Origin of the sequence: Paraburkholderia sp. RL18-101-BIB-B, assembly GCF_046026985.1 — a bacterium.
In the GTDB taxonomy this organism is placed as follows: domain Bacteria; phylum Pseudomonadota; class Gammaproteobacteria; order Burkholderiales; family Burkholderiaceae; genus Paraburkholderia.
Window position 1 is genome coordinate 19619 of sequence record NZ_JARESV010000046.1, and the last position, 16233, is coordinate 35851.

Sequence of the window (16233 nt, forward strand, 5' to 3'; positions counted from 1 at the left end):
GAAGTCGTGACTTCCACGGCAAAGGAGCGTTCATCATGAAGATAGCCGCTGTCGGACTGGACCTTGCAAAGGCTCTATTCCAGGATCATGGAGTGGAACGGGAGTCATATCAGCGTGGTGACACAGCACTACGAACACTTCTGATTCACGGCGCTCGCGCTGTTATTCGTATGGCAGCCAATAAGCCTGAAATGAACGATTCGTGGGTCATGAAACTATGTCGACGTCGGCACAAAAACATCGCTGCCGTCGCGCTTGCAGCAAAGAACGCCCGACCGGCGTGGGCCTTGCTAATACGCAAGCAGGTCTACCAGGTTAGCCATGTTCCCGTGCGAACTGACGTGACGGTTTAACAGGCCCAGGTTCTAAGCGTAAGAGCAACACCTACCTTCCAGAGGTTGCTTGAGCAGACTTCAATTCGATGACAGAACGGTCGGACTGTGGTGGGCCAAACCCGCTTTGCACCAAGGGCAATCAAGCCCGTGGCTCTGATGGGGTACCCACTCGCGGATATTCATCGTGGGCCTGCAGCGAGCGCTGCGAATCGAGCCCGGATACATGGCCGCAACCTCGACCCAATGCCAGAGAGTCAGACTGCTTGACAACTGGGAGTCGTCCATACATGGTGCAAATAGGAAGGCGAAATCGGTTAGAGTTGTCGAAACAAACGAACTGATGGCTGGTGATGAGCAAGCTGAAGACGACGGGTGGGTTGTTCGATGGGCGGCATTGTGATCGTGAGATCATCATTCTGTGTGTGCGCTGGTACCTTCGCTACAAGCTTAGTTTGCGTGATCTGGTCGAGATGATAGCGGAGCGGGGTTGGCGCTGGCACACACCACGATCCTGCGTTGGGTGAAGCGTTTCACGCCGGAGTTCGTCAAAAGGTGGAACCATTTTGGGACGCCCGCAGGGCGGTCATGGCGTGTTGACGAAACCTATCTGGAGATTCGCGGCAAATGGGTTTATCTGTATCGGGCAGTGGATCGGGCCGGCCAGACTAATACCGGCCACCGGGATTGGCGACCAGATGCCGCGGCCGAACTCGTCGGCGAGTTTCAGAATCCTTTCCGCCTGCGCCAGAGTTCCTGAATGCGGGCGTAGATCGTCGGATACGTCAAATGCTGGTGCGCCGCTGCATGAAAGCCGCCTCGCCGGGCGGTCCAGTAGAACGTTTCGATTTGCTGCAGGGAATGGCCCATGATCGGGAATTTCTATCAGACGGTGAGCTCACTTTCGATTATCGCTTATTAATATTGGCCTTCTACATTCGGTTCATTAGATGGATACCATGCGATAGCGAGGAGTCGGAATGATCAGACCAATAGATTCGGCAGCAGCGTACGCCGAGCCGAAGACGTCAGTGCGCTGGAACATCTTTCTGGTCATGCTGCTGCTCGTGACGGTGAACTATATCGACCGTGCCTCCCTATCGGTCGCGATGCCGCTGCTCACGAAGGAATTCTCGCTGTCACCCGTGATGCAGGGCTTCATTCTCAGTTCGTTCTTCTGGTCGTACACGTTGATGCAGATCCCGGGCGGCCAACTCGTCGATCGCTTCAAGCCGCGTGCCGTCCTTGCGCTTTGTACGCTGTTCTGGGGCGGCTTTCAGGCGCTGGCGGCCATTGCGACCAGCTCGTCGGGTCTGCTGATGACGCGGATCGGTCTCGGCGTTGCCGAGGCCCCCGTTGCCTCGGCGGGCGGCGCGCTCAACGCCGCATGGCTTACGCAACACGAGCGTGTACGCGGCGCTTCGCTGATGGACGGCGGCTCGCCGCTCGGTGCGGCATTTGGTTCGGTACTGATCGCATGGCTGATTCTGGTCATGCACTCGTGGCGCTCCGCGTTCGCGATCGCTGGTATCGGCACGATCCTGTGCGGCATGGTTGCATGGCGGTATATCAGGAATCAGCCGCGCGAGCATGCGGGCGTCAACGAGGCCGAAGCGCTCCATATTGAGCGAGCTCAGGCGCTGGAGCATGCCAAGGAGGCCAAGGAGCTGTCAGGCCGATCGATTGATTTCTTCAGGTTCCGGTCGGTGTGGCTGATGTTTTTCGGCTTTATGTGCTGCACGACACTTTACTATGGGCTCCTTACCTGGATGCCGACCTATCTGCACAAGGTCCATGGTTTCGACCTGCAGCAAATGGGCAATGCGAGCTTCCTGATATTTATGTGCGGCTTCGTCGGCGAAGTGGTGGGCGGCTTTATCGCCGATAAATGGCTTGCGAGCGGTGCAGCGCTCAACCTGGTGATGCGCGTCATGTTCGGCATTGCCGGGGTGGTGGCCACGATCTCGGTGTTTTGCGTGGCCTATGCGACGAATCCAAGGATGGTTGTCATCCTGCTGTCGGCGACCTTGTTCTTCCTGCGCTGGGGCGGGCTGTACTGGTCGATTCCCGCGATGCTCGCTACGCGCAACAAGGTCGGCGCGCTCGGCGGCTTGCTAAATTTCGGCGGAAACCTCGGCGGCATGGCGATTCCGATCGTGGTCGGCGCAATCGTTCAATACACCGGCTCATATTTCCTCGCGTTGATGTGCTTCGTCGCGATGGGGGTGGGTCTCCTGGTGTGTTTGATTGGCATCGACTACGAACACAAGATTCCGGTGTGAGTGCGAATTTCGCACTCCATCAATTCAACACGAAGTGCAGGCAATGCATTCAAGTCCGTCGTACAGACGGCGTTCGCGTCGCGACCGTGGACCACGGGATGGTGTGGATCTTCTCGGCCGGTCGCGCCGGCCGCATCGCCTGAATCGCGCTTCTCGAACTATCCATAACCTGGGAAGCGACCGTTCGGGCGATTTTCAGGGTCGCGCCCAACTCCATTCCGGACGAGACCGGCTTGTGCGTGCGGCGAGGAAATCGTTCGCGGGATCACATACGAGGCGCCTGATTCATTGCACACATCGTCGACAGAGTCGCGGTGCATCCAGTGATTGCTCGTGGGTCAACGGCTCATCTTGCATGGCTATCAGTAGCTGACAGTCATTTCTGGACCTTGTCTTGAGTTTCGGCGCGTGACGATCTTAATGACGGCTACGGCAGGTTTCTCGCATCGCTGTATGACGTTAGCCCATATCGCAAGGACTTCTGGCTGGCATGAACGAACGGTCAGCAAGGAGCCATTGTTACAAGCATCGGCTTGCGAAAAAGCCGGTAAGCGCAGCCGTCGTCAACGCGGTACCGGTTCACGCACCCTCCCTCTTATTCCAATAGGCTTATGCTGTTTTGCCGCTGGCAAAATTAGCGAACATCAACAGCGGCAGGTTTGCTCGCGGCCTGTGGCTTGGCTTCACCACACGTGTAGCGTGTATGCCAGCGCTGGGCGAGGACGGCGCAGACCATCAACTGGATCTGGTGGAACAGCATCAGCGGCAGCACGACGGCCCCGACCGTGGGGCCCGAGAAGAGCACCTTCGCCATCGATATGCCGGAAGCCAGGCCTTTTTTCGATCCGCAGAACACAATCGCAACCTGGTCTGCCTTGTTGAATCCGAGCCGCTTGGCGGTAAAGCCCGTGACCAGCAGCGCCACCATCAGCAGCACGGCGTCGACCACAACCAGGCCGCCGAGTGCCGCCACGGGTGTCCGGTGCCACAAGCCCTCGGTCACGGCCTCGCTAAAAGCCGTGTAGACGATCAGCAGGATCGAGCCCTGATCGACATACCGCAGCACCGGCATGCCGCGTTCGAGCGAAGTGGCGATCCAAGGCCGCAGCAACTGGCCTGCGATGAACGGCATGAGGATCTGCAGCACGATATCCCAGATGCCATTCAGCGACGCGCTCGAGCCCGCGTTCTGCTTCGTAAGCGTGACGCTCACGAGCAGCGGCGTGATGAAAATCCCAATTAGGCTGGAGGCCGACGCGCTGCACACGGCAGCCGGCACGTTGCCTTTGGCGATCGACGTGAAGGCGATCGAAGATTGCACGGTGGAAGGCAGCGTGCACAGGAACAGGACGCCCATGTACAGTGCCGGCGTGACGAGCGGCGCCAGTACCGGCCTCAGCGCGAGACCGAGCAGCGGAAACAGCACAAACGTGCTGAGCAGGACGACAAGGTGCAGACGCCAATGCCTCGCACCGTCCACGATTGCTCCGCGCGGCAGCTTGGCGCCATGCAGGAAGAACAGCAGGCCAATTGCAATGTTTGCGATCAGGTTGACGGAGACGGCGGTGTGCCCGCGGCAGGGCAGCAAGCTGGCGGCGATCACGGTGGCGACGAGCGCCAACGTGAAGTTGCCGGGCAATCGTTTGGGTTTGGCTCGAGGCATGGGTTTCACACGGTGCAACTTCGGAGAGGACAAAGCCGACACTTTCTATACAGGTGCGCTAAAAAACCAATTCATGTGGACGGGCGTTAGGATCGCATAGAACATCGCGAATATCAGCATGCTGCTGGGTGGTCGCGGCCGTCATCGTAAGCTGGCAGCGCGCAAGGTGGAGGGGTCAAGTGGCATTTGGGTCACTTACAGCGGGATTGAGTATGACGGCGTTGGGCGATGTTCCGTTACGCGAGCAGATGCGAAATCGCGTCCCGTCGTGTCGTCATGCTGAGTCGTCTCGTCATAAGTCGCTTCTGCCAGCCGTCTGACAGTCGAGCAAATTACATGAGGCAACGTCCCTCGACTCGGTAACAAATAATTTGAGTCAATGCGCACTTGCGACCGGCAAGGCGTCCTGCTTTTTTGATTCGTTGGCGTCTTTTTTTGAAGTGTGCATTATGCATTATTCCTGATGCACAGTTTTCCGTGTCGGCGCCGCACCGGTCTTTGAGGACCGCAGCGGCGAGGGCAGGAAGGAGGGTGGTCTTGCTGCATCACGCTTGCAATTGCGTTTCTTCCAAGGATGTCTGTCCATGAGTTCACCCAATTTTTCTTCGCCGCACCGGGCGGAGGTCTCAGCGCCTGCGGCCAAGCGCAGTGAGCGCTTGCGGGTTTGCGAGCTGAGTCATGCGTTCCAGACCGCCGACGGTGACAGCGTGCCCATTTTCGATAGGCTGGATTTCAGCGTCGGTAGTGGCGAAATCGTGTCGATCGTCGGGCGCAGCGGGGCCGGCAAGAGCACGCTCTTCAATCTCATTTCGGGGCTGCTCACGCCGCAATCCGGGCGCGTGGAAGTCGGCCGACGCGCCGATGGCGGCGAGGGGCGCATCGCCTACATGCTGCAAAAGGACTTGCTGCTGCCATGGCGCACGGTGCTGGAAAACGCGGTGCTGGGCATCGAGCTTTACCGCAAGGTTCGGCGCGAGGACATCGAGCGCGCGAGACAAATGCTGGCGCGTTACGGCCTCGATTCCTTCGCCGACGCGCATCCGCACGCGCTTTCGGGCGGCATGCGCCAGCGCGTAGCGCTCACCCGCACGCTGCTCGTCGATCCGACGCTCGTGCTCCTCGATGAGCCGTTTTCGGCGCTCGACTACGAAACCCGCCTGACGCTGGAGGACGACGTCATGGAATTGCGCAAGCAAAACGGCACCAGCGTAATTCTCGTGACGCACGACATCGAGGAGGCAATCGCGATGAGCGACCGCGTCATTCTCCTTGGCGGACGCCCGGCGTGCATCGAAGACAACATCGACGTTCGACTCTCCACCTCGGGGCCCCGTACGGCGGTATCGGCGCGCGAAGCGCCCGAGTTCCGTGCCTACCACTCGCGCATTTGGAACGGATTGCGCGGGTACTCAATCCAGCACGCGGGAGCCTCGGCATGAGCGACGTCGCGATCTCACCAACGGTCACGAGCAAGCGCGCAGCAAGCGGCCGTTCCAAAACGCTTGGCACGACCGGCATTGTCGTCGCGATCGTCGTCGTGATTGTGGCTGGCTGGCAATTGGCGGTTACGCTTGGCTGGGTCAACGGCCGCCTTTTCGGCTCGCCCGAGGGAATCTACCGGGCTGCGGTGTTGGGCCTTTCGCCGCAGGGCACACTCGTCCCAGACACGCTGGCGACGCTTTTCGAAACGCTGATGGGCCTCGTGGTCGGCAGCGGACTCGGTATCGGCCTCGGGCTGCTGCTCTGGTTCGTGCCGAGGGTCTCAGGCGTGGCCGAAGGTCTGTCGGTCATTCTGAACAGCATTCCGAAGATTGCGCTCGGTCCGCTGATTGTCATCTGGTTCGGCTCGGACATGGCCTCGAAGATCTGGCTGGCCGGCATCTCCACGTTCGCGGTTGCGATGATTTCCGCGTGCGCCGCGGCGCGCGAGGTGGATCAGGACCTGCTGAATCTGTTCCGCTCGTTCAAGGCGAAGCCGGGCATGATCTTCAGCAAACTGATCGTGCCTAGCGCACTGCCGTGGATCTTCTCGACACTGCGCGTGAACATCGGCTTCGCGCTGATCGGCGCGGTAGTGGGCGAATACATCGCTTCGCAGGCGGGAGTGGGTCACGAAGTGTTCGTCGCTGGCTCTTTGTTTGACCTCAATACTGTTTGGCTGGGCATTATCGTTCTCACGTTGATGGCATCGATTCTGAGCTGGATTGTTCAATTTACGGAAGCAAAGGTGATTACATGGAAAAGAAAACGGTGAAGTTTCTGGGCACTTGCCTTGTGGCGGCGCTCGCCGCTTCCGGGGCCCGCATGGCGGTTGCTGCCGAGCCGGTAGTCGTCTATCAGGCTTTTCAGTCGATTCAGTATCTGCCGCTTTACGTAGCGCTCGACAAAGGTTTGTTTGCAAAGAACGGTCTCACGGTGCAGAAAGTGACGGCCGGCGGCGGCGCAGCCGGAGTGGCTGCGGTGATCGGCGGTCACGCGGACTTTTCGCTGCAGGACCCGATGACGGCGATGCTTGCCAACCTCAAGGGCGCGTCGCTCGTCAATGTGGCGAACGTGGTTGCAGGCGTGCCCGTCTGGATCATCGCGCCGCCGGGCTCGTCGGTTAAGGAGGTGTCCGATCTCGCCGGCAAGAGCGTGGCCACTGCGCTGCCGCCGACGACAAGTACCTATCTTCTGCAGCGCCTCGTCAGCGAGCGAAAGCTCGCTAACGTGAAGCTCGACACCGTGCAGATCGGCACGGAGCTCGCACCGGTCAGCGCGGGGCGCGACGAAGCGGCGGCGCTTTACGAGCCGCAGGTCGATACCGGGCTGTCACAGGGCTACCGGATCGTCTACGGGTTCCCCAGGGCCTATCCGGGCGGCTATGCGTTCTCCAGCATGGACACGCTCGCTTCCACGATCAAAGCCAAGCCGCAGATGGTCGCTGCGTTTGTGAAATCGATCGGCGAGGCCGAGGCGCTGATCCAGCACTCGCCCGATACGGCGAAGGCTGTTGCGCGGACCGAGTTTCCGACGCTTGACCCGAAGGTGGTCGACAGCGCTGTACAGCGCCTGATCGATCAGGAGATCTACGCAGCGACGCCCGAGATTTCCGAGCCGGCGTTCCGTAACGCGCTGGCCCTGCAGGAGTCCCTCGGCAACATCAAGCCGGGCAGCGTGACATATGCTGGCGCGGTGGACAATTCGTTTGCGGCGGCAGCAGCGCGCAAATAGGCACGGGGGACGGGAGAGGGCGCTCGCGCAAAGCCGGCGCCCGCTCGAATCGATCCGGATTCCTCGCGCAATTCGCGCAATCAACAGTAAAGCTATCACCAGAATGCAAAAACAATCGTTGCTGAATACCCTCCTTGCCAGCCGCGGCGACGCCCAAGCTGCCCGCGCGCGGCTCTCGGCCGCAAAGGCGCGTGCTAACGAGCTCGAGCCCTGGCTCCGCGCGTTCACATCGCGAGCCGACACCTATGACGTGGATGCCGCAGTCAACGGACCGCTCGCCGGCCTGCCGGTCGGTATCAAGGATCTGATCGATACACGCGACATGCCGACCGCCTACGGGTCGCCGGTCTATCGCGGACACCAGCCTTCGGCGGACGCGCGTATCGTCGAGTCCATCCGACAGGCGGGCGGGGTGATCTTCGGGAAGACGGTGACGACCGAGTTCGCCTGGCGTGAGCCAGGACCCACGGTCAATCCGTGGAACCGACTGCACACGCCGGGCGGGTCGTCGAGCGGCTCAGCGGCCGCCGTGGCCGCCGGCATAGTGCCGCTTGCACTCGGTACGCAGACCGTCGGCTCGGTCATCCGGCCGGCCGCTTATTGCGGAGTCGTCGGCTACAAGCCCAGTTTCGGCAAGGTGTCCCGCGACGGTGTGCATCCGCTGTCCGGCTCGCTCGATCACGTCGGCTTTTTCGCGCAGACGGTGGAGGGTGTGGCGCTCGCGCATGCACTCTTCGTCGAGCACCGGCCGGAGGTGTTGGCGAGCCTCGATACATGGGCTGCATGGTTTCCAGCCAATCCTCCAGCCCAGCTGGGCGTGTTACACACGCCCTTCTGGGACCGGGTGCAGCCGGCGCAGAAGGAGAACTTCGAAACCTCGCTCGAGCGTCTGCGCGCCGCCGGCGCCACGCTCGTCGAGCTTGAATACGGCGCGGATATGCAGGCTATGGTCGACGCGGTGCAGGTCATTGCGTGCGTCGAGGCGCAGCGCACGATCGGCCCCACCGCCGCCAGGCATCCTGAGCTCGTCAGTGAGCACATGCATACGCTGATCGCGGCGGGCGCGGCAACGCCTGCCGCTGAGTACGAGGCTGCCATTGCGCTGCAGGCGCGGTTGCGTCGCGAATCGAAGCCGCTGCTCGCCGGATGCGACGCGCTCGTGACCCTGTCGGCGCCCGGCGAGGCGCCCGCAGGGCTCTCGGACACAGGCGACGGGATCTTCTGCGCACCATGGAGCCTTACAGGCAGCCCAGCCGTGACTGTGCCGTCGGGCCGCACCGCAAATGGTTTGCCGCTTGCGTTCCAGGTGGTCGGCGAGTTCGGGGCGGATCTGCGCACGCTGCAGATCGCGGCCTGGGTCGAAAGCCAGCTGCAGGCGCAATGGCCAGCCTCGTCCGTATCGGCCGGGTATCCCGAAGTGGCATCCGCCTGAGGGGCCGCGAGCGCGCCAGTGTCGGTTATAGTGCGCGGCATGCACTAACACGGCGACGCGGCAAAAGGAGGATACGTTGAGCAGGCCCTATCGAACCATCCAGGAATACGTCCTCGGAACATTGAGGGCGGAGATCCTGAAGGGAGTGTATCCGCCGAATACCCGACTCAGACAGGAAGAGGTGGCCAAGCGCCTGGAAGTCAGCACGACACCCGTGCGCGAGGCGTTTCGCGATCTGCGTGCCGAGGGGTTGGTGTCGATCGACCCGAACCGGGGCGTCGTCATACGCGGCCTCACTGCGGAAGACGTGAGCGAGATTTATGAACTGCGCATGCTGCTCGAGCCCATGCTCGCGGAGCGGGCCTGCCGGCAACTCGCGCCCGCCGATCTCGCGGCGGCCACTGTGTGTCACGCAACCATGAGCGCGACCCCGTCGTCCGAAAAATGGGCTTTGCTCAACGTGGAATTCCACCGGCACCTGATAGGGAGTCAGGAGAAAACACGCCTGTTCGAGATCGTCGAAAACCTCTCGGGTGTCGCTCGTCCCTATGTGTCGCTGGCGATGCACATCAAGCAAGACCTCATGGAGAGTAATAACCGCGAGCACGCGCAGTTGTTGGACGCCTTCCGGGCGGGCGATGCGCTGTCCGTGCGCGAGCAGAGCCGGATACACCTCGAAAACACGCGCAACGCGATCGTCGCCTGTGTCGCCCAGTGGGCGCCGACGGAGGTCGCCCACGGCTGAAGCGACCCAGGCGGGGCGCCTGGCGTGCGCTCGCTTGTGGGCGCAGGTAGGGCCAACCGGTTGGTCGCATCGCGTAGGCCGTTCCTGTCGCCGTGAACGGGACGCCCAGCCAAGCCAACGCTTATTCCAGGAACACACAAGATATGGACAATTCGCTGGTTTCCCTGTCGGCGGTGACAGCCCGTGAACTCATCGGGCGCCGCGAGCTTTCCCCGGTCGAACTGCTCGACGCCTGCATCGCTCAGATCGAGGCGATCAACCCGGCCGTCAACGCCGTGGCGGCGACCTGCTTCGAGCGCGCGCGCGAGGAAGCGCGGCGCGCGGAGTCGGCCGTTGCGCGCGGCGAGCCGCTCGGCCCGTTGCACGGGTTGCCGCTCGGTGTCAAGGATCTGGAGGAAACGGCAGGCCTTTTAACCACCTACGGTTCGCCGCTTTTTCGCGCCAACGTGCCGGCGCGCGATAACGCCTTCGTGGCTCGCCTGCGCGCCGCGGGCGCTATCGTGACCGCCAAGACCAACACACCCGAGATGGGCGCGGGAGCCAACACGCGCAATGTGGTCTGGGGCGCTACCGGCAATCCGTTCAATCCGTTGTTGAACGCTGGCGGCTCTTCGGGCGGCTCGGCCGCCGCGCTCGCCACCAGCATGCTACCGCTCTGCACGGGCACGGATACGGGCGGCTCGCTGCGTATTCCCGCGGCGCTTTGCGGCGTGGTCGGGTTCCGGCCCTCGCCGGGACTCGTGCCGATCGACCGCAAGGTGCTCGGTTGGACGCCGATTGACGTGAGTGGTCCGATGGGGCGCACCGTCGCGGACACCCGGCTGCAACTGGCCGCCCAGGCCGGCTTGCATCACACCGATCCGCTCGGGTATCCCATCACCGGGGCAGCGTTCGGGCATGGCGCGCCGCTCGACGTCAGCGAACTGCGTATCGGCTATACGGAAGACTTCGGCGTGTGCGCTGTCGACAATGCGACGCGCGCGACCCTCCGCGCGAAGATGGCGGCGATCGCAGGCTACGTCAAGCTGTGCGAGCCGGTGGATCTCGACATGGGCGAGGCCGACCGCACTTTCGACGTGATCCGCGCGCAGAACTTCCTCGCCAGTTTCAGGGAGACCTACGAGCGCGACCCATCTCTGCTCGGCCCGAACACGCGCGCCAACTACGAAATGGCGCAGGCGATGTCGCTTCGCGACGCAGTGTGGGCGCATGCGGAGCAGACGAAGATTTTCCGTCGCTTCCAGGCGAAGTTCGACGACTACGACCTGATAGTCTCGCCTACCTCGTCGATCTCACCGTTTCCCTGGTCCCAGTGGCATCTCGCCGAGGTCAATGGCCGCCCGCTCGACAATTATTACCGCTGGGTCGCGCTCACCTATGTCGTCACGCTGCTCACGAACCCGGCCCTGTCGCTACCTTGTGGTACCGATCACGCGGGCATGCCATTCGGCCTGCAACTCGTCGGTCCGTTTCGCGGCGACGCGCGGCTGCTTGACATGGCCGAGTCGCTTGAAACCGCGCTGCGCAATGACGCGGTACTGAACCGTCCGCTCCCCGATCTTCGCGCGCTCTCGTATACGGTAAGCGAACTCAAGTCGATCGTGACCGATCCGCCCGTGCTGACGGTGACGGAAGGCTAGGCAAAACCCACATCGGCCCTTCGATCCGCCATGACTTTAATGGCAGCTTCAAGATCGCGGCCATTCAAGGACACGTGCCTGTCGATGGCTCCTCGGCCACACCCGCCATTCAAGCTGTTACAGAAATTCCATGCCTCGAATGACATTTTCGAATCATAGTGGTGTTCATAGCTTGGAACGACGCCGACTCGGGGTGCGGGCCTCGCGTGAGCATTCGCGGCGCGCTTCGCTGACCTACGCTGCTAATAGCGGGGCAGGAACAGTGCTTGCATGTCGCAAGACAGATCAACCGAAGGAGCGTGACATGGCCGAACAGCACAAACCCGGCGAGAAGGTTCAGACGTCTGGGATCTACGAGGTGGTGAAAGAAGGCGACGGCGGCTCCGGCTTCCAAGCGACGTGTGTCGAAGGCGAGCATTTTCCCCCAACGCGCAGCGGCAAGGGTGCGCGCTACGAGCCGGTCACATGGGGCGCGCAGTTATGCGGTGAAAGTGGGATCCCTTTTGCGGATCGGCTGCCTCGAGAATCGCGCCGCGATCCATGAACAGGCACTCCGCCAACCGCAAGCGCACCGTCAACCGGGCAGCTTCGCTGGATGAGGTTGCCAGTTGGCCTGCAGTGCCTGGGCGCGCGCGTAGACCTTCTCCATCTCCGCGCGCAGCGGCGCGACGGATTCATCCGCGAGGTCGAACTCCGCGCCGAGTGCCTGATAAGCGGCGTTGATCTCCCGCAGCAGCGCGCCTTCATCGACGCACGTGAGTCGGCCGTTCCGCATGACTGTTTCGCCCGCGACAAACACACTATCGATCGCGGCGCCGCGCTCGGCATACACCAGTTGCCGTACCGGATCGGCTAACGGCGTGAAGCTGATCGCGTCAGTCCGGTAAGCGACCAGGTCGGCTCTATATCCCGGCTCGATTGCACCTAGCTCGCTGCCTAGTCCGAGCGCCGTCGCACCGCCAATCGTCCCTGCATGCAGCGCTTCAGTTGCGGACAACCAGCGCGAATAATCGTCGCCGCGGATCTTCGACACAGCTGCGGCGCTGCCGAGTACGTTGAGCATATTGACGGTGACCGTCGACGCGCAGCCGTCGGAGCCGAGACTCACGTTGACGCCAGCATCGAGCAGCGCTCGCACAGGTTGAATGCCCGAGCCGAGCATCAGATTGCTCCATGGATTGTGCTGCACGCTCGCACCCGATTGAGCCAGACACGCGATCTCCGCATCCGACAACCAGACCGCGTGGATCAGCGACGTGCCTGGCCGCAGAAATCCCAGTTCGGCAAGGCGCATCACCATGGACTTGCCGTAGAAGGCTTGCGCCGTTACCACCTGCAAGCGGGTTTCCTGAACGTGGGTGATGACTGGCAGGTCATGCGTGTCGGCGAATTCGCGGCAACGCGCGAGAAATTCTGGCGTGCAGCGCTGCGGTGCGGAAGGGGCGATGAGTATGCTCACCCGGTCATGCTGGGGATGGTGATCCGCCAACTCGCTTTCGAGCAGCGCGAAGAACGCATCGGGAGAGGGCCGTGGCTGCGCACGCAGTTGCGCAAGCAGCGCGGGCGGGAAAATGCTGTCGACCTGCGGGAAGTTATCGACGATCGCGCGATCCATCATCGAGAACCCGACGAGCGCGCGGATTCCCGCGTCCCCGTAGGCCTGGAAGATAGCGTCGACGGCGGCGGGGTCAATGGCCTGACCGAGGCTCACGTCGTCGACGAGCGTGGTTGCGCCGCTGCGCAGCGATTCGAGTGCGCCAATCAAGGTTCGCAGATAGATCTGGCGCGGCGTCAGCTTCACGGGGCGAGGCGCGCGCACGTAGTGCATCCACAACTCGAGCGGCAGGTTTTCGAGCCGTCCCTTGTGAAAATGCTCGTGTGAATGTTGATGGCCGTTGATGAGCCCCGGCACCAGCAGGCAGTCGTCGAGCGCTATGCATTCGCCGTCGGTCGCGCTGCCGCCTGGCACGATGGCGGCGATGCGCTCGCCTTCGATCACGACGTCGACGCGCCTCGGCTCATAACGCTGTTCGGTGCCGTGTAATGCCCTGACATTGGAGAGTATCTTGCGCACGTTTTTTGCCTCATCGAAGGACGGTGTGGACTGTGGCGGCTAGCGAAACTGCCGCGACAAGCCGGCAAGCCGTTCCATCAGCAGCATGGAAATCAAGGTGGCGATAATCAGCACGCCCGAGGCCGCGGCCGCCCGCACGTCGAGGCTGTCCTCGATGATATGCCACAGGTGGATGGGCAACACTTCGGAACGCGCATCGGACAGGAACAGCGACAGCGCAACGTTATCGAACGAATTCATAAACGCAATGAACGCCCCCGACGCAATGCCCGGCACCAGCGCCGGCAATACCACGCGGCGGAAGGTGAACCAGCCGCCCGCGCCGAGGCATGTTGAACTGTCCAGCAGCGCAGGATCGAGCTGTGCATAACTGGCCGAGGTTGTGTACAGCACGTACGGTGCGCACAGCACGATATGTCCGGCGAGCAGACTGTAGAACGAGAGCCCCGCGCTTTCGAGGTTGAACAGGATCAGGATACCCAATCCCAGCGCGAGCGACGGAATGGTCAGCGGCGCCATGAAAAACGAATCGAGCAGTCGCGCGGCGAAGCTGCGGCGGCGCGCGAGCGTCACCGCGGCGGCGACCGCCAGCACGGTCGCGCAGGCGGTCGCGGCGGCAGCGAGCTTCAGACTCAACAGCAGGTCGTCGATGATCTCCGGCGAATCGAAGATCAGCGCCTGATACCAGCGCAATGACAGCCCCGGCGGCGGAAACTTCAGCGAGTAGCCCGACGTGAGCGACGTCACCAGCACGATCAACGTGGGCCCGATCAGCATCAGTAGACCGATACCGCCCATCAGGCCCATCACCGCATTGAAAGACAGGCGACCCGGTTGGGTGCGACGCGCCGGCATGATGGCCGGTGTGGCAAGCGTGGATCTAGCCATGGACAAACCCTCTGGTCTTGCGGCCGAAATAATTGAGCAGGGTCACCACGAGCAGCACGCTCACCAGCAGAATCACGGCAAGCGTCGCGGCAAACGGATAGTTCTGAGTCTGGATGGCCTGTTCGTAGATGTAGAACGGCATGTACATCAACTGGCCGCCGCCCACTAGGGTTTGAACCACGAACGCGCTGACCGCGCCGGTAAACACCAGCAAGGTTCCGCTGAGCAAACCCGGCATCGCAAGCGGCACGGTGATCTTCCACCACGTGCGCCAGCTGCTGGCGCCCAGCGCATGCGACGCCTCGGGCAAGCGCGTATCGAGTGAAGCGAGCGTGGTGGCGAGCGGCAACACCATCAATGGCAATTCGATCTGCGCAAGCGAGAGAATCACCGCCAGCGGCGTGTACAGGAGCTTGACCGGCTGGCCCGTGTGTCCGAGCGCTATCAGAAGCGCGTTGACCAGCCCTTCATTGCCGAGAATCACGACCCACGCAAACGTGCGCACCACCGAACTGGTCAGAAGCGGCAGCAGGATCAGCACGATCAGCACACGCCGCCAGCGCGGCGGGCTCACCACGTACAGATGCGCAACCGGATAGCCGAGCACGATCGTCACCAGTGTGGTCGCCACGCCTAGCCAGAGCGTTTGCCAGAGGATGCCGCGGTTATAGCTGTCGCCAAAGAACACCAGGTATTGGCGAATGCCGACATGCGTCATGTTCGTGTCGTTGTGCAGGCTGATCAGCGTGACCAGCAAGAGCGGCACGCCCACAAACGCGATGAAGAACAGGCCCAGCGGCAGTACGAGCAGCCAGTCGTGGGGAATCCGGTGGTTCGCGTTCGTCATGCGTCAGACCTTGACCAGACGGTTGAAGCGGTCAATGTATTCCGCCCGGCGCGGATTGATACGTGCCCAGTCGACCTGCACGAACGACGTCAAGTCATTGGCGTTACGAGCGACAGCGGCGAGCGCCGCACCGAACGGCACCTTCGTGTTGGTCGGTGCCACGTAGTAGGGCGCGCTCGTCATCTGCTGCTGCACTTCGACGCTCAACGCGGTGTTGATATACGCGGCGGCGAGATCCGCCGCCCGGGTGTTCTTCACGATATTCATCGTGCTGCGCACCATGCCCCAGTTGCTCTCGGGGCGCGCGAGCGCCACCGGTACGCCTTTTGCCTTGAGCGATTCCACGTTGTTGATGTAATGGCAGGCAATATCCACCTGACCTTGCTGGAACAGTGTGCCGAGTGCGCCCGGATTGGCGGCAACCGCGGCGACGTTCGGCATCAGACGCTTGATGTAGTCGAACGCCGGTTCCATGTGATCTTCGTCGCCGCCCAGCATTTTGGCGAGCGCCACCATCCATACCGTGCCCAGGGTGGAGTCGAGACTCACCAGGCCGACGCGGCCCTTGAATTCCGGTTTGAGCAGATCGTTCCAGGATTTCGGCGTGGTCTTCACGCGCTCAGTGTTGTAAGCAATGCCATAGACCTGCGCGGAGACGTAAGCGCCCAGACCCTTCGGATCCACGAAGTGCGCAGGCAGATTCGCGAGGTTCGGCACGCGGGCTGCCGGAATGGGTTCGAACACGCCTTGCGCGATGCCCTGCAGGTAAGGCCCTTCGTCCATCATGACTACGTCGAACGGCGGGTTGTTACGCGCGGCCACCAGCTTGGTCAGCGTGTCGACTGCCTGCGAGGCGGTGAGCACCGCGCTCATGTTGGTGGCCTTGCGGAACGCAGGCAAGAGGATCTTGCGTTGTGACTCTTCCCAGGCGCCCGGAAACGTCGTAGCGGCGACGGATTCAGCTGCGGCCATGGCAAGCGGGCTGCCGAGCGACAGGCCGAAGGCCCCGGCCGCCCCCATCAGGTGCAGGAGCTTGCGACGTTGGTGATCGATCAGCGACATAGGACCTCTGGATGGATAGTTAAACAGAATGAACTGGCGATAACGAAGCGGGCGG

General features: G+C 62.0%; 13 protein-coding genes and 2 pseudogenes. 10 read left to right on the plus strand and 5 right to left on the minus strand.

The features are described from left to right. Positions 1-110: 110 nt before the first annotated feature. The 3 genes and pseudogenes from P0D73_RS37165 to P0D73_RS37175 all read left to right on the plus strand — a co-directional run. Positions 111-353 (plus strand): annotated as a pseudogene (locus P0D73_RS37165) (IS110 family transposase); the annotation flags it as partial. 332 nt (positions 354-685) lie between these two features. Then, a pseudogene (locus P0D73_RS37170) lies at positions 686-1002 on the plus strand (IS6 family transposase); the annotation flags it as partial. 310 nt (positions 1003-1312) lie between these two features. Beyond that, positions 1313-2614, plus strand: coding sequence for an MFS transporter (locus P0D73_RS37175; RefSeq protein WP_408435131.1), 1302 nt, complete (start codon positions 1313-1315; stop codon positions 2612-2614). A 634-nt stretch (positions 2615-3248) separates the two neighbouring features. Here the strand turns inward: P0D73_RS37175 and P0D73_RS37180 are convergent. Then, a complete protein-coding gene (locus tag P0D73_RS37180; RefSeq protein ID WP_408435133.1) occupies positions 3249-4277 on the minus strand; it encodes a bile acid:sodium symporter family protein in 1029 nt (342 codons plus the stop codon). A gap of 584 nt (positions 4278-4861) precedes the next feature. On the opposite strand from P0D73_RS37180, the gene P0D73_RS37185 reads away from it, so the two are divergent. The 7 genes from P0D73_RS37185 (at position 4862) to P0D73_RS37215 (ending at position 11851) form a co-directional block, all read left to right on the plus strand. Then, positions 4862-5716: an ABC transporter ATP-binding protein gene (locus P0D73_RS37185; RefSeq protein WP_408435135.1), complete on the plus strand. Its 855-nt coding sequence runs from the start codon at positions 4862-4864 to the stop codon at positions 5714-5716. Next, a complete protein-coding gene (locus tag P0D73_RS37190; protein ID WP_408319016.1) occupies positions 5713-6531 on the plus strand; it encodes an ABC transporter permease in 819 nt (272 codons plus the stop codon). Before P0D73_RS37185 ends, P0D73_RS37190 begins: the two co-directional genes overlap by 4 nt. Further along, a complete protein-coding gene (locus P0D73_RS37195) occupies positions 6513-7490 on the plus strand; it encodes an ABC transporter substrate-binding protein (RefSeq protein WP_408319014.1) in 978 nt (325 codons plus the stop codon). Before P0D73_RS37190 ends, P0D73_RS37195 begins: the two co-directional genes overlap by 19 nt. A gap of 103 nt (positions 7491-7593) precedes the next feature. After that, positions 7594-8922 (plus strand): amidase, encoded by a 1329-nt coding sequence (locus tag P0D73_RS37200; RefSeq protein ID WP_408319012.1) that lies wholly within the window; start codon positions 7594-7596, stop codon positions 8920-8922. A 76-nt stretch (positions 8923-8998) separates the two neighbouring features. Next, the gene (locus tag P0D73_RS37205; protein ID WP_408319010.1) at positions 8999-9667 is read left to right on the plus strand and encodes a GntR family transcriptional regulator; all 669 of its coding nucleotides are present in this window, start codon (positions 8999-9001) and stop codon (positions 9665-9667) included. 143 nt (positions 9668-9810) lie between these two features. Continuing rightward, complete coding sequence (locus tag P0D73_RS37210; protein WP_408319007.1) at positions 9811-11307, plus strand: amidase; 1497 nt, start codon at positions 9811-9813, stop codon at positions 11305-11307. Positions 11308-11611: 304 nt separating this feature from the next. Beyond that, positions 11612-11851, plus strand: a complete 240-nt coding sequence (locus tag P0D73_RS37215; protein WP_408435137.1) for a hypothetical protein — start codon at positions 11612-11614, stop codon at positions 11849-11851. Positions 11852-11881: 30 nt separating this feature from the next. Here P0D73_RS37215 and P0D73_RS37220 read toward each other — a convergent pair whose 3' ends face one another. Genes P0D73_RS37220 through P0D73_RS37235 form a run of 4 tightly spaced genes read right to left on the minus strand, consistent with a single transcriptional unit; the run spans position 11882 to position 16178 of the window. Further along, positions 11882-13381: an amidohydrolase family protein gene (locus tag P0D73_RS37220; protein WP_408319004.1), complete on the minus strand. Its 1500-nt coding sequence runs from the start codon at positions 13379-13381 to the stop codon at positions 11882-11884. A 39-nt stretch (positions 13382-13420) separates the two neighbouring features. After that, positions 13421-14269, minus strand: coding sequence for an ABC transporter permease (locus P0D73_RS37225; RefSeq protein ID WP_408319002.1), 849 nt, complete (start codon positions 14267-14269; stop codon positions 13421-13423). Next, complete coding sequence (locus P0D73_RS37230) at positions 14262-15116, minus strand: ABC transporter permease (protein WP_408319000.1); 855 nt, start codon at positions 15114-15116, stop codon at positions 14262-14264. Before P0D73_RS37230 ends, P0D73_RS37225 begins: the two co-directional genes overlap by 8 nt. Before the next feature lie 3 nt (positions 15117-15119). After that, on the minus strand, positions 15120-16178 hold the full coding sequence (locus P0D73_RS37235; protein WP_408318998.1) for an ABC transporter substrate-binding protein: 1059 nt from the start codon (positions 16176-16178) through the stop codon (positions 15120-15122). Between the last annotated feature and the right edge of the window lie 55 nt (positions 16179-16233).

Excerpts from the sequence above, each read along its gene's own strand:
- P0D73_RS37200 (WP_408319012.1), top strand. The coding sequence starts at position 7,594 with ATGCAAAAACAATCGTTGCTGAATACCCTCCTTGCCAGCCGCGGCGAC.
- P0D73_RS37230 (WP_408319000.1), bottom strand. The coding sequence starts at position 15,116 with ATGACGAACGCGAACCACCGGATTCCCCACGACTGGCTGCTCGTACTG.
- P0D73_RS37235 (WP_408318998.1), bottom strand. The coding sequence starts at position 16,178 with ATGTCGCTGATCGATCACCAACGTCGCAAGCTCCTGCACCTGATGGGG.
- P0D73_RS37215 (WP_408435137.1), top strand. The coding sequence starts at position 11,612 with ATGGCCGAACAGCACAAACCCGGCGAGAAGGTTCAGACGTCTGGGATC.
- P0D73_RS37195 (WP_408319014.1), top strand. The coding sequence starts at position 6,513 with ATGGAAAAGAAAACGGTGAAGTTTCTGGGCACTTGCCTTGTGGCGGCG.
- P0D73_RS37190 (WP_408319016.1), top strand. The coding sequence starts at position 5,713 with ATGAGCGACGTCGCGATCTCACCAACGGTCACGAGCAAGCGCGCAGCA.
- P0D73_RS37175 (WP_408435131.1), top strand. The coding sequence starts at position 1,313 with ATGATCAGACCAATAGATTCGGCAGCAGCGTACGCCGAGCCGAAGACG.
- P0D73_RS37210 (WP_408319007.1), top strand. The coding sequence starts at position 9,811 with ATGGACAATTCGCTGGTTTCCCTGTCGGCGGTGACAGCCCGTGAACTC.
- P0D73_RS37225 (WP_408319002.1), bottom strand. The coding sequence starts at position 14,269 with ATGGCTAGATCCACGCTTGCCACACCGGCCATCATGCCGGCGCGTCGC.
- P0D73_RS37185 (WP_408435135.1), top strand. The coding sequence starts at position 4,862 with ATGAGTTCACCCAATTTTTCTTCGCCGCACCGGGCGGAGGTCTCAGCG.
- P0D73_RS37180 (WP_408435133.1), bottom strand. The coding sequence starts at position 4,277 with ATGCCTCGAGCCAAACCCAAACGATTGCCCGGCAACTTCACGTTGGCG.